Consider the following 13,930-nt stretch of genomic DNA (forward strand, 5'->3'; position numbering starts at 1 on the left):
CCCCTTTTCGGAATGTCGCACAACCGGTGCCGCAATGGTAGCGTCCTGATCCACAAAATTGCCCGTTCTGCGCCACGGCTAAACGACTTGGAAAGACCAGGGATCTGACCACCGTGAACCCCGATCAGCCCACATGCCGTATGTTTCTTCCGCCCCTGGGCAGGAGTTGCTCCGCAATGCTTCCGTGGTATTAACCGGACGCGAGTGTCGATCCGATCCAGTTTTCTGTATCTGGCGCTGGACACGGTGCCCATGTTGCGGTATTAGCCGAAACTTCGGGGGTCAAGGAGACTTCGGATGAGAAAGGCCGGGAAGAAGGATGTAAGGACGGTGGATCTCGCGTTGCAGGGAGGCGGCGCTCACGGCGCACTGACCTGGGGGGTGCTGGACCGGCTCTTGATGGACGAGCGAATCAGGATCGCCACCATCAGTGGCACCAGCGCGGGCGCCATGAACGCGGTGGTTATGGCCGATAGCCTGGATAAGGGGGGGCGCGAGGGAGCGCGGGAGGCACTGGCCAGATTCTGGAAGGCAGTCAGCGACGCGGCACGGTTCTCCCCGATACAGCGGTCGCTTTGGGACCGGATGACCAACCGCTACAGCCTGGATCACTCGCCCGGTTACCTCTTTTTCGAGCATCTCACCCGGCAGTTCTCGCCCTACGAACTGAATCCCCTGAACATCAATCCGTTGCGCGACCTCGTCGCTTCGCAGGTGGATTTCGAACGGGTCAACCACTGCAAGGATCTCAAGGTCTTCGTGACCGCCACCAATGTGCGCACCGGCCGCGGCCGCACCTTCACCCAGCCGGATCTCACGGTGGACTCGGTGATGGCTTCCGCCTGCCTGCCCTTCATGTATCAGGCCGTGGAGATCGACGGTGAGGCGTATTGGGACGGCGGCTATATCGGGAACCCCGCGCTCTACCCGCTGGTCGAGGATCGCGCCACGCGCGATCTGATCATCGTGCAGATCAATCCACTGGTAAGAGAAGAACTACCGCGCACCGGCCGCGAGATCATCAACCGGCTCAACGAGATTACCTTCAACGCCAGCCTCATCAAGGAACTTCGCTCCATCGAACTCCTGCACCAGTTGATCGAGGCCGAGCAACTCGAATCCGAGCGTTACCGCGACATCTACGTGCATCTGATCCATGCCCACGAAGAGCTCAAGAATCTGGATGCCTCAAGCAAGATGAACGCTGAATGGGACTACCTGACGCATCTCAAGGAACGCGGCCAGGCCTGGGCGGAGGGCTTCCTCGAACGTCATTTCGATGATCTGGGCAAGCGTTCCACCTTCGATCTGAGGAGCCTTTTTTCCGACAGCTTCAAGCCTCCGGTCCTCGATACATCCACCTCATCCGACCAGCCAACGGAGCCGAAGCCATGATGGGGATCCTGGTTATCGTCATCGCACTGGGCCTGCTGATGTATCTGGCCTACCGGGGCGTCAGCCTCCTGATCCTTGCGCCGGCGCTGGCCACCTTCGCGGTGGTGGCAACGATGGATGGTCCGGTGCTTGCGAGTTACACGCAGATTTTCATGGGCTCGGCAGGTGGCTTCATCACACTATATTTCCCCGTATTCCTCCTCGGCGCCGTGTTCGGCAAGTTGATGGAGGACTCCGGTAGCGCCCGGGTGCTCGCCGACGCCATCATCGCCAAACTGGGCAGCGGCCAGGCGATTCTGGCCGTGGTCCTGTCCTGTGCCGTCATGACCTACGGCGGGGTGTCCCTGTTCGTGGTGGCCTTTGCGGTTTACCCGATTGCGGCGGCCCTGTTCCGACAGGCCAATATCCCCAAACGGCTGATTCCCGCAACCATCGCCTTGGGCGCCTTCACCTTCACCATGACGGCGCTGCCGGGTACGCCCGCCATCCAGAACGCCATCCCGATGCCGTTTTTCGGGACCTCTTCCTTCGCGGCTCCGGGGCTTGGCGTCATCACGGCGCTGGTGATGTTCAGCCTCGGCATGCTCTGGCTCAAGTACCGCGCGCGCAAGCTGGCCCCGGAAGGCTACGGCAACCACCCGGACGCGGAATTCGTTCCGAACAAGGCGTTGCGGGAACGCTCGGCGGGTGAGGGTTTCGACCTGATGGAGCTTCCGGTGGAGGAGCGTCCTGTGAGTCGGCCACCGGTATTCGTCGCCGTCCTGCCGCTGGTGCTGGTGATCGCGATCAACCTGTTGTTCACTTTTGTGATCATCCCGAACATGGACACGGACTTCCTGGCCCTGCCGCTGTACGGCGAGACCAGCATTGATGAGGTGCGCGGGATCTGGTCGGTGACCGCGGCCCTGGTGCTTTCCCTGTTGGCGGTGATCGCCCTGAACTGGAAGCGGCTGCCCAAGCTTACCCAGTCCGTCGACAATGGTGCCAACGCCTCGCTCCTGCCGATCTTCAACACCGCCAGTCTGGTGGGCTTTGGGGCCGTGATCGCCTCGCTGGGTGCCTTCGTGCTGATTCGTGATGCGGTCGTCGGCCTTGGGGGCGATAACCCGCTGATCTCGCTCGCGATCGCCGTGAACGTGCTGGCGGGCATGACCGGCTCGGCCTCGGGCGGGATGAGTATCGCGCTCTCGACCCTCGGTGATACCTATCTGGAGATGGCTTACGCCCAAGGGATCAGTCCGGAATTGCTGCACCGCGTTACGGCAGTGGCTACGGGTGGACTGGATACGCTACCGCACAACGGCGCGGTCATCACCCTGCTGGCCATCTGCGGCCTCACACACCGCCAGGCCTATTTCGACCTGGCGATGGCCGCGATGGTGGCGCCCTTCCTCTCGCTGATTGTGCTGATCACCTTGGGGACGTTGTTCGGGAGTTTCTGAACCCCAAAGACCTCTCTACCAGTCTCCGGAGGCCTGTCACAGGCTTCCGGAGACTGTCTTTTAGTCAAACAGTGCGAGCAGGCGTTGCAGTTCGGACTCGCTCCAGCCCTCGGGTTCGGTCAGCGCCAGCCAGGCGTGGATGTAGTCGGTCGGGGCGTACTCGTGCCCGAATCCCTTGGGTGCGGTGCCCACCATCATGTCGGCGGCCAGTTGCAGCATGGTCACGATGGGAAACCAGCGCAGATCCGGGGAGACATCCGGGCCGCGTGGCTCGCGCATCCAATCCGGCTCCTTCCAGGCGGACTCGGGGCTGAAGAAGGTGATCGGATCGCTGGCATACTGCAGAAAGACGATTCGGAATGTTCCCCATTCTTCTTTGCCGTGATTGAGCCTCTGTTCCTGGTTCATGAACCGGACGACTGACCCGCCCCGGAACTCGGGCAGCCAGGCCGGGGAGCCTGGATCGCGCTCAGCCGTTACCCTGCGCCATGTCTCGTTGCGAAACGGTGGTCCGCTCCACAGGGCACCGTGGAAGGGATCATTGATGATGTCGAAGAGGTCGAAGGAGAGATCGGAGTTGAGCGAACCCAGGCTCAGGCCACGCAGGAAGAGCCTGGGCCGGGATTCCGGGGGCAGGGTGCGCCAGTGATGATAGATCTCCGTGAACAGGGCACGGGCATTCTCCGCCCCATAACCCTGGTCGGTCAGTAAGGTGAGCGGGCTGTTCAGATAGGAGTATTGTGCCACGACCGTGGCGATATCCCCTCGGTGCAGGTACTCCACCGTGTTCTGTGATGAGGGATCCACCCAGCCCGTGCCGGTGGGTGTCACCAGTAATAGTATGGAGCGATCGAAGCCACCCGCCCGTTTCAGTTCTTCCAGTGCCAGGCGGGCCCGTTGCTCCGGGGTATCCGCTGAATTGAGGCCCACGTAAACCCGAATCGGGGGCGGTACCGGTGTGTCGAAGAAATCGCTGAGTTCCTCGGCGGTGGGGCCGCCGGCAACAAAACTGCGCCCCTGTCGGCCCAGATCCTTCCAGTTGATCAGCGACTCTTGACTGCCCGTCTGCCAGGCATGCACGGGATGTGGCAGGTCGGCGTCGATCAGTGCATCCAGTTGCTGGAAGGAACGATCCAAGACCCGCAGCGTTGAACTGACCAGCACGCCGTTGATCACCGTCCAGAACAGAAACACGGCGGCGGTGATGCTGAAGATCTGGGATATGCGGCGCGGGACGTACCGGTGGAGCCTGATGGACAGTGTACGAAAGACCCACTTGAACAGACGAGCCAAAGAAAGCATCAGCACGAACACCAGCGCGGCGATGACGCCCAACAGCACCGGCTGAACACCCGCGAGTTCTTCGATTCCCATCAGGGCGCGGAGGGAGTTCTGCCACTCCGATGCCTGCCAAATGAAGCTGAACGTGATCAGCACGCAGAGCAGGCCCGCAACGACCTGGGTGAATCGGACCGTCCGCTTGCTCGGGGTTGGCAATTCCAGATACTTCCAGAGCCATACGCCGGCGACACCCAGACCATAACCCGCGGCGAAAGAAAGTCCGGAGATCACGCCCTGGATCAGGAACGGGCGTGGTAGCAGGGAGGGCGTCAGCGAAAAGGCAAAGAAGACGGTTCCGACGAGTAGACCCACGACGCATAGGTACATTTGCGGTCTCGCTGAATAGACAGGGAAAGGGGGCAAGCTGCTTCGACAGCGGTAGTATGCTGTCGGAACGCAGGCAAGCCAACGCCGACTCCATGGCATTCAACCTACTCAATGGCGGGTCTGGGGGGCGCTGCTTTACAGCATGCTCGACGATGCAAGCAGTAGACGATCAATCGGGCGAAAGTGGCTCATGGCTGGTACAGAAACATGGCGATGCGGGAAGGCTCTCATCCCAAGGGCGGAAAGTCCGACAGTCTGCCGGACATCGCCCGCTGGGCCTCCAGCAGCCGGATCAGGGCGGTGGCGGCATTGGAACGGGTGCGTTCCCGGTGGGTGACCCAGCCCAGTGACCGCTCCATGGTCAGCCCCTCCAGCGCCAGCCGTTGCAGGGATTCCCCCATGGACAGGGGCAATACGCCCCAGCCCAGCCCGATCCCGACCATCATCTGAATGGTCTCCAGATAATTGGTCTCAAGAATCCGGGCGGGGGCAATACCCAGGGGCAGGAAGGCCCGTTCCACCAGGCCTCGGGTGAAGGTGCCCGCCGGCGGCAGGATGGCGGCATGGGCATTGAGCCGTTGCGGGGTGATATCCCCCCGGGTCAGATCATGATCCGGTGCGGCCATGGGCACCAGCGGGTCATCCCAGATCACCCGGCAGCTCAGCAGGGGAGAGGGCCTCTCCGGCAGCGTCACCACCGCCAGATCCACCAGACCCTGTTCCGCAAACCGGCAGGCATCCTCGGAATCCATGAAGCGGATGTCCAGCTCCACGGCGGGATATTGCCGGGCGAAGGCCTTGAGCACCGGCGGCAGACGCCGCAGGCCGATGTGATGGGAAGTTGCCAGCACCAGGGGGCCTTCCACCCGGTCCGACAGACTGTCCAGGAGCCGACGGGTCTCTTCCAGGTCCAGCAGGATGCGCCGGGCCTGGGGCAGCAATACGCGACCCGCCTCGGTCAGGCTGACCTGGCGGCCGATGCGGTCGAACAGCCGGCGTCCCAGTTCTTCCTCCAGGGCGGCCACCCGCTTGCTCACCGCCGGTTGGGTCAGGTGCAGCATTTCCGCGGCCCGGGAAAAGGAGCCGGCGGTGGCAACGGCGGTGAAGGCCTTCAGGTTATCGATCAGCATGGAGAAGCATCATGGCAGAGTGGGTGAGACTGATCTTGATCCTTCTACCCGCCTGGGAGAAGGGGCGGGGATGAAGGGCCTCATGATCGGGATATCCATTCTTTATGGGAATCTTATTCATGAATAACATGAATTTGTGTTATCAAACAGATCGGCCTATCCTCATTCCCAGCGTACACCGAGGTAAGCGTGATGACTGCAAAGACCCTTTACGACAAGCTCTGGGATGCCCACGTGGTCCGTACCGAAGAGGACGGCACCGCGCTCCTGTACATCGACCGGCACTTGGTCCACGAGGTGACCTCGCCCCAGGCCTTTGAGGGCCTGCGACTGACCGGCCGCAAGCCCTGGCGCAGCCACTCCGTGGTGGCGGTCCCTGACCACAACGTGCCCACCCGTGATCGGGACCAGGGCATCGCGGACCCGGTTTCCCGCACCCAGGTGGAGACCCTGCAGCAGAACGTGCGGCATTTCGGGCTCACCTTCTTCCCCATGGGGGACATCCGTCAGGGCATCGTCCATGTGATCGGGCCGGAGCAGGGGGCCACCCTGCCGGGTATGACGGTGGTCTGCGGCGATTCCCATACCTCTACCCACGGGGCCTTCGGTGCTTTGTCCATGGGCATCGGCACCTCCGAGGTGGAGCATGTGCTGGCCACCCAGTGCCTGTTGCAGAAGAAGATGAAGAGCATGCTCATCTCCGTGGACGGCCAGGTGGGTCCCGGCGTCACCGCCAAGGACATCGTGCTGGCCATCATCGGCGAGATCGGTACCGCTGGCGGTACCGGCTACGCCATCGAGTTCGGGGGAGACGCCATCCGCGCCTTGTCCATGGAGGGACGCATGACCGTCTGCAACATGGCCATCGAGGCCGGTGCCCGTGCCGGCATGGTGGCGGTGGACGATACCACCATCGACTACGTCAAGGGCCGCCCCTTTGCACCCAAGGGGGCCTACTGGCACCAGGCGGTGGCGGCCTGGCGCGAACTCCACTCCGATCCCGACGCCCGGTTCGACCGGGTGGTGCATATCGACGCCGCCAGCATCGAACCCCAGGTCACCTGGGGCACCTCCCCCGAGATGGTGCTGCCGGTCTCCGGCAAGGTCCCCAACCCGGACGAGGTGACCGACGAGGTGAAGGCCAACGGCATGCGCCGGGCCCTGGAATACATGGGCTTGACCGCCGGCATGCCGGTGTCCGACATCACCGTGGACAAGATTTTCATCGGTTCCTGCACCAATGCCCGCCTGGAGGATATCCGCGCCGCCGCCGAGGTGGTCAAGGGTCGTCGCGTGGCCGGGAATGTGAAGCTGGCCATGGTGGTACCCGGTTCCGGGCTGGTGAAGCAGCAGGCCGAGGCGGAGGGTCTGGACCGCATCTTCCTGGATGCCGGGTTTGAATGGCGTGAACCTGGCTGTTCCATGTGTCTGGCCATGAATGCGGACCGGCTTGAGCCCGGCGAGCGCTGTGCCTCCACTTCCAACCGCAATTTCGAGAGTCGTCAGGGCTTGGGTGGCCGCACCCATCTGGTGAGTCCGGCCATGGCCGCGGCGGCGGCGGTGACGGGCCGGTTTGCGGACGTGCGTGAGCTCAACTGAAAAAAGGTACCGCAGTGATGGAAAAATTCGAGACACTCAACGCTCTGGTCTGTCCGCTGGACCGCTCCAACGTGGATACGGACGCCATCATCCCCAAGCAGTACCTCAAGTCCGTGAAACGCACCGGTTTCGGCCCCAACCTGTTCGACGACTGGCGCTACCTGGACCCGGGTGAACCGGGCATGGACCACAGCCGGCGCCGGGTGAACCCCGACTTCGTGCTCAACCAGCCCCGCTACGAGGGGGCACGGATCCTGCTGGCGCGCAAGAACTTCGGTTGCGGTTCTTCCCGTGAGCACGCGGTATGGGCCTTGAGCAACTATGGCTTTCGCGTGGTCATCGCGCCGAGCTTTGCGGACATCTTCTTCAACAACAGTTTCAAGAACGGCCTGCTGCCCCTGATCCTGGACGAGGCCATCGTCGACCAGCTGTTCCGAGAGGCCGAGGCCACGCCGGGCTACAGGCTGACCGTGGACCTTCAGGCCCAGACCGTGGTGACCCCGTCCGGGGCGTCCTTCCCGTTCCAGGTGGACCCCTTCCGGCGCCACTGCCTGCTCAATGGTCTGGACGACATCGGGCTGACCCTGCAGCACGGGGAGGATATCCGGGCCTACGAGGCCCGGCGTCGGACCGAGGCGCCCTGGCTGTTCTGAGCCTTTCCCCCATCCCCGCCCGTCTTCCCCAAGGGTCGGGGAGCCCCATGCAAAGCCCCTCTCCCTTCCTGGGGGAGGGGCTGGGGTGAGGGGGCTTGGCGCAATGCCCGGCGTCCGGTCCTCTCCTTATCCCGGCCATCCATTCAGTTCATCGCAGAGAATCGTAATCCATGACCCAGAACATCCTCATCCTTCCCGGTGACGGTATCGGCCCGGAAATCGTTGCCGAGGCCACCCGTCTCCTGAACGCCCTCAAGGACCGTTTCGGTCTGGCCGTGGAGCTGGAAGAGGCTCCCATCGGTGGCGCGGGCTATGATGCCGCCGGCAAGCCGCTGCCCGACGAGACCCTGGCCCTGGCCCAGGCCGCCGATGCGATCCTGCTGGGCGCCGTGGGTGGCCCCCGCTATGACCAGCTGGCCTGGGAACTGCGCCCCGAACGGGGGCTGCTGGCCATCCGCTCCGAGCTGTCCCTGTTCTCCAACCTGCGCCCGGCCATCCTCTATCCGCAGCTGGCATCCGCCTCGGCACTGAAGCCGGAGATCGTCGGCGGCCTGGACATCATGATCCTGCGCGAGCTGACCGGCGGTGCCTACTTCGGCAAGCCCCGTGGCATCCAGACCCGCGAGGACGGGGTGCGGGAAGGCTTCAACACCATCATCTATTCCGAGCCGGAAATCGAACGCATCGTGCGCAGTGGTTTCGAGATCGCCATGAAGCGTGATCGCCGCCTGTGTTCGGTGGACAAGGCCAATGTGCTGGAAGTCTCCCAGCTCTGGCGCGAGGTGGCGGAGCGGGTGGCCAGGGAGTACCCGGAGGTGGCCCTGTCCCACATGTACGTGGACAATGCGGCCATGCAGCTGGTGCGGGCACCCAAGCAGTTCGACGTGATCGTGACGGAAAACATGTTCGGCGATATCCTTTCCGATGCCGCCGCCATGCTCACCGGTTCCATCGGCATGTTGCCTTCCGCCTCCCTGGATGCCGGGGGCAAGGGTATGTACGAACCCATTCACGGCTCCGCCCCGGACATCGCCGGTCAGGGCGTGGCCAATCCGCTGGCCACCCTGCTGTCGGTGGCCATGATGCTGCGCTACACCCTGAACGAGGAGGCCCAGGCCGCCCGGGTGGAAGCCGCGGTGGGTCGGGTGCTGGATCAGGGGCTGCGCACCGCCGACATCTGGACCGAAGGTTGTCGCAAGGTGGGAACCCGCGAGATGGGCGAGGCCGTGGTGGCCGCGCTGGAGGTCTGAGTCCAACTCAGTCTTTTCCGACAGGTCGGGCCCTGGGCGCGATGGCCGGTATGTCTGTTTTTCGTGCGAATGCCGGCCATCCTGTTAGACTCATGGGGATGAGTGCGCTGCGGGTGCTCCAGGCCGATAGTCACTAAATCCAAGGAATACTCAAAGATGAGCAGAAGTTATGATGTGGCCGTCGTCGGTGCAACAGGTGCCGTGGGCGAGGCCATGCTGTCCCTCCTGGCGGAACGCAAGTTCCCGGTAGGCAATGTCCATGCCGTGGCCAGCAGCCGCTCCGCCGGCAGCCGGGTGGCCTTCGGTAACAAGCAGCTGGTGGTGGAAGACCTGGCCACCTTCGATTTCTCCAAGGTGCAGATCGGTCTGTTTTCACCCGGTGCTTCCGTCTCCAAGGAGTATGCGCCCAAGGCCGCGGCTGCCGGTTGCGTGGTGATCGACAACACCTCCCAGTTCCGTTACGACGACGACATCCCGCTGGTGGTGCCCGAGGTCAACCCCCATGCGGTGGCCGGTTACAAGAACCGCGGCATCATCGCCAATCCCAACTGTTCCACCATCCAGATGCTGGTGGCCCTCAAGCCGCTGCACGATGCCGCAGGCATCGAACGCATCAACGTGGCCACCTACCAGGCCGTGTCCGGTACCGGCAAGGAGGCCATCGAGGAACTGGCCACCCAGACCGCTCAGCTGCTCAACGGCAAGCCGGTGGAATGCAAGGTCTATCCCAAGCAGATCGCCTTCAATGTCCTGCCGCACATCGACGTCTTCATGGACAACGGCTACACCAAGGAAGAAATGAAGATGGTCTGGGAGACCCGCAAGATCATGGAGGATGACCGGATTCAGGTGAATCCCACCGCGGTGCGCGTGCCCGTGTTCTTCGGTCATTCCGAGGCCGTGCACATCGAGACCCGTGAGAAACTGACTGCCGAGCAGGCCCGTGAACTGCTGTCCAGGGCGCCCGGCGTGGTGGTCATGGACGAGCGCCGTGATGGGGGCTATCCCACGGCGGTTACGGAAAGTGCCTCCCAGGATCCGGTGTTTGTCGGGCGTATCAGGGAAGACATCTCCCATCCCCGGGGACTGAACCTGTGGGTTGTCGCGGATAACGTTCGCAAGGGCGCGGCACTGAATAGTATTCAGATCGCAGAAGTTTTGATAAAAGACTTTTTATAATCAAGGGTTTCGACCTGCTTCTGACGGCGGACAGGCGGTAGGATCATCGCCTGTCCAGTGGCTGAGACGGGGCAAGCAGGGGTTTGGTCGGGCCGTTTCAGAAAGGGGACATGCTGTGCGCAGACTGGCTTTGGGAACCGCCTTGTGGGCACTCATGACACCGGGTGCGACCATCGCGCTCGGCTTGGGGGACATCGAGACCCGTTCAGCGCTCAATCAGCCGCTACGGGCGGAAATTCAGCTTCTATCCGTGCGTCCAGGAGAGATGGAAGACCTGGTGATCAGCCTGGCGCCTGAAGCCTTGTTCAGGCGTCTGGGCATAGAGCGTACCCATCTTCTGTCTGATCTGCGGTTTGAACCTGTCACGACTTCCGATGGACGGCACGTCATCCGGGTTACGTCCCGTAATCCGATTCGAGAGCCATTTCTGAACTTTCTGATTGAAGCCAGTTGGCCCAGTGGGCGTCTGGTGCGTGAATATACGGTACTGCTCGATCCTCCCACCCTGTTTGAACGCGCACAGCCCCCGGTTACGGGCTTTGCCACCGCCCCTGCGGATCGTGTGCCCATGCCTCCGACGACGCCCCGTCCTGATGGTACGGAAGCCCCCGTATCCTCGTATCGGGTAAGGGCGGGTGACACCATGTGGGGCGTCGGGACGCGGTTGCGTCCCGACGAAGGCATCACCGTGGAACAGATGATGATGGCTTTGCTGCGGGCCAATCCCGAAGCATTTGCCGATAACAATATCAATAATCTGCTCAGCGGGAGCGTGCTCCGTGTTCCCGAGCGGGATGAAATTCTTGCTCTGGGTGCCGCGGAAGCCCGCCGTGAAGTGGCCACCCAGAACCGCCTGTGGCATGAATACCGGAGTCTTGCGGCGGACCAGCCTGCCAGACCCCAGGTGCCGGTCACGCCGGATGCTCCCCCGCCGCCGCCGCCGGTATCCTTGCCTGATCCTGCGGTGCCTGACTCCGATGACGGGCGTCTGGAGATCGTGGCGCAGCCCGAAGCCGAACCTGGCGATGGGGCGGCCCGGCTTGAACAGGATCTTGCCCTTTTGCGGGAGACCAGCGAAAGCCGGCGCCAGGAAACCCTCGAAATGCGAGAGCGTATCCGGGAACTGGAAGACCTGCTTGAACGCCAGAATCGTCTGCTGGCATTGAATAATGATCAGCTTGCGATGCTCCAGCAGCAACTGGCCGCCGCCCGGGCAGAGGATCCTGACAGGCTGCCCGAACCCATGCCTTCCCTGGCCCCGCCGAGCCCCGAGCTGGAGGCACTGCCTGCGGAATCGCCGCCCGAAGCGCCCGTGTCTCCTGCTGCTCCGGCCCCGTTGCCGCCTCCGGAACCTCCGGTCACTGCACCGGCCCCGCAACCTCAGGCGGGTGGATTCTTGTCCGAGCTGTTGCGCAGTCCCTCTTTGCTGATTGGCGGCGGGCTTGGCATTCTGTTGGTACTTGCCCTGGTTCTGCTGACGTTGCGTCGCCTCCGCGGCGGTGCGGCGGAGGATGCCCTGCCGGTAACGTCTGTTTCGGGCCCGGAATCCATGGGACAGGAGGCCGGTTTCGGTGTATCCACGGCCAAGGCCGGAGTTGCCGTGGCCGGTGCCGCCGGCCTGGCTTCAGCCGGCGCGGGTGGCAGCGACAGGGCGCCTGGTGTTGGCGGCCAGTCTCAGGATCATTCCTCAACGGCCATGATGGATACCGTTGAGACTCAGATACCGGATTTCTCCACGGTGTCCGGGACCGATGCCGAGCAGCCTGCCGAGGTGGGCAGCTGGGATGAGGTGGTGAATGACGACATCATTGCGGAAGCCGATGTCTATCTGGCCTACGGCCTCTATCAGCAGGCGGAGGATCTGTTGAAGGGTGCGAGTGATCGTGCTCCGGAGCGTCCTGATTATCTGTTCAAACTGGCCGAAACCTACTTCGCCACTGCCAACCAGGCCGCTTTCGATCAAACTGCCGCCAGTATGTATCAGCAGAAAGGCGATCGGGATTCCGCGCTTTGGGATCGTGTCGTCGCCATGGGCCAGGAGCTGAGTCCGGAAAACAGCCTTTATGCCGGGTCTGCCGGTAAGGCCACAGCCCCTTCGAGAGAAGCTGAGGACAGCGATCTGATCCTGGATACCCAGGATCTGGAAACCTCGCTGGGTGATGTGGATTTCGATCTTCGTGATGAGGATGCCCAGCCCCAGGACCTGTCTCCATTGGGTCGTGACGTTCACGTCCCTCTCCGGGAAAACGCCGATGCGCCATCGCGATCCATCCGGGATCCCGATGCGGTTGATCTCGCGGATGATGTTTCATCCGAAGACAGGGACATGCAGGCCAAGGACGACGAAGACACGCTTCGCTTCGAGATTGGCGATCTGGAATTTGATCTGGATGAATTTGGGGCGTCTGAATCCAGACAGCCGAAATTGGCCGATGCGGAGCCTGAACCCTCCGATGCCGGGCAGATGAAATCCGGTGCCCATGCAAGGGATGAGGAGGCGGTCCCGCCATCTGCCGCCATGGATGACGAGGCAACCTGGGAGATGGATCTCAAGGGGCTGCACCTGTCGGATGACGATGAAACCGTGGCCATCTCCCAATCCCCCGGCAAACTGGACGACGATGCCGATGACACCATGCGCCTGCTTGAGGACTCCTTCACGGAAGAGGATCTGAGAAGTCTTGAGGACGATACCGAAAGTCTTGAAGATCCCTTTGGCCTGGGGGATGAGATCAGTACCAAGCTGGATTTGGCGCGGGCCTACATCGACATGGGAGACAATGAAGGTGCCAGGGCCACTCTTGAAGAGGTGATGTCGGAAGGGGATGCACAGCAGAAACAGGAGGCCCAGGAGCTCTTGAATCAGATTGCCTGAGGATTGTCGTTGGACGGGGAAGGGGCCTTGAACCATGCATCCGGCCCTTAAGATCCTCGGTGTCATTCTGTTCATCCTGTGTGTGGCCCAGGCAGGCTGGATTGTCCTGGGCGTGGGAGGAGGGCTGGCCGTGGCAGCATTGGCTGCCACGGGCCCCGCGGGCGTCAGTCAGTTCTGGAACATGTCCCGCAGGCTGAAATGGTTCTTCCTCTCCATCATCCTGGTGTTTGGCTGGTTTACCCCGGGCGCGCCCCTGCTGGACTGGGCCGGGAGCTGGTCTCCGGCCCGGGAAGGTCTGATGATGGGCCTGCAACGCACCCTTGTGCTGGTGCTGGCTGTTGCCGCCGTGGTGTGGCTGCTTCAGGCCACTTCCCGGGAATCCCTGGTCAGGGGTCTTTTGTGGCTCACCCGTCCACTGGCCCCTCTGGGTCTGCCCCGGGAACGGTTTGCCGTGCGGCTGGTGCTGACACTGGAAGCATTGCCCCAGGTCCGCATCCTGGCCGCGGCAGGTCGTCCCGGGTTCTTGCCGGAGGGCCGCATGGCCCGGCTTCGGGGACTGGGGCATCGTGCCACCGGCCTGTTTCGGGAGGTTCTGGAGCAGGCGGAGAAGGCTCCGCTGGAGCCCATTCGGCTGGATCCGTTGCCACCTCCGGGGCTGCTTCAGTGGCTGGTGCTGTGTTTGATCCTCCTGCCCTTGATCCTGGCCGCCCTGCACTGATCCCGGGAGCTGGTATCATCC

At 62.7% G+C, this 13,930-nt stretch carries 10 protein-coding genes; 8 read left to right on the forward strand and 2 right to left on the reverse strand.

All coding sequences use genetic code 11. From position 1 onward, the window contains the following. Positions 1–297: 297 nt before the first annotated feature. Both CKO35_RS10980 and CKO35_RS10985 read left to right on the forward strand, forming a co-directional pair. Entirely contained in the window at positions 298–1,395 is a 1,098-nt protein-coding gene (locus CKO35_RS10980; RefSeq protein ID WP_200175969.1) for a patatin-like phospholipase family protein, read from the forward strand. Further along, positions 1,392–2,837, forward strand: coding sequence for a GntP family permease (locus CKO35_RS10985; protein ID WP_200175971.1), 1,446 nt, complete (start codon positions 1,392–1,394; stop codon positions 2,835–2,837). Before CKO35_RS10980 ends, CKO35_RS10985 begins: the two co-directional genes overlap by 4 nt. Positions 2,838–2,897: 60 nt before the next feature. Here CKO35_RS10985 and CKO35_RS10990 read toward each other — a convergent pair whose 3' ends face one another. Then, the gene (locus CKO35_RS10990) at positions 2,898–4,505 is read right to left on the reverse strand and encodes an alpha/beta hydrolase (RefSeq protein ID WP_200175972.1); all 1,608 of its coding nucleotides are present in this window, start codon (positions 4,503–4,505) and stop codon (positions 2,898–2,900) included. Between the two features lie 227 nt (positions 4,506–4,732). Beyond that, positions 4,733–5,635: a LysR family transcriptional regulator gene (locus CKO35_RS10995; protein WP_200175974.1), complete on the reverse strand. Its 903-nt coding sequence runs from the start codon at positions 5,633–5,635 to the stop codon at positions 4,733–4,735. A gap of 192 nt (positions 5,636–5,827) precedes the next feature. Between CKO35_RS10995 and leuC the strand changes: the two genes are divergently transcribed. The 6 genes from leuC (at position 5,828) to CKO35_RS11025 (ending at position 13,909) form a co-directional block, all read left to right on the forward strand. Beyond that, positions 5,828–7,234 (forward strand): 3-isopropylmalate dehydratase large subunit, encoded by a 1,407-nt coding sequence (leuC, locus tag CKO35_RS11000; RefSeq protein ID WP_200175976.1) that lies wholly within the window; start codon positions 5,828–5,830, stop codon positions 7,232–7,234. Positions 7,235–7,251: 17 nt separating this feature from the next. Beyond that, positions 7,252–7,887, forward strand: coding sequence for a 3-isopropylmalate dehydratase small subunit (leuD, locus tag CKO35_RS11005; protein WP_200175978.1), 636 nt, complete (start codon positions 7,252–7,254; stop codon positions 7,885–7,887). A 170-nt stretch (positions 7,888–8,057) separates the two neighbouring features. Beyond that, positions 8,058–9,137: a 3-isopropylmalate dehydrogenase gene (gene leuB, locus CKO35_RS11010; RefSeq protein WP_200175980.1), complete on the forward strand. Its 1,080-nt coding sequence runs from the start codon at positions 8,058–8,060 to the stop codon at positions 9,135–9,137. A gap of 156 nt (positions 9,138–9,293) precedes the next feature. Continuing rightward, positions 9,294–10,316, forward strand: a complete 1,023-nt coding sequence (locus CKO35_RS11015) for an aspartate-semialdehyde dehydrogenase (protein WP_200175987.1) — start codon at positions 9,294–9,296, stop codon at positions 10,314–10,316. 115 nt (positions 10,317–10,431) lie between these two features. Beyond that, on the forward strand, positions 10,432–13,191 hold the full coding sequence (locus CKO35_RS11020) for a FimV/HubP family polar landmark protein (RefSeq protein WP_338031786.1): 2,760 nt from the start codon (positions 10,432–10,434) through the stop codon (positions 13,189–13,191). 34 nt (positions 13,192–13,225) lie between these two features. Next, positions 13,226–13,909, forward strand: a complete 684-nt coding sequence (locus tag CKO35_RS11025; protein WP_200175989.1) for a hypothetical protein — start codon at positions 13,226–13,228, stop codon at positions 13,907–13,909. Positions 13,910–13,930 lie beyond the last annotated feature (21 nt).

This window comes from Ectothiorhodospira shaposhnikovii, assembly GCF_016584105.1.
GTDB classification, from domain to species: Bacteria; Pseudomonadota; Gammaproteobacteria; order Ectothiorhodospirales; family Ectothiorhodospiraceae; genus Ectothiorhodospira; species Ectothiorhodospira shaposhnikovii.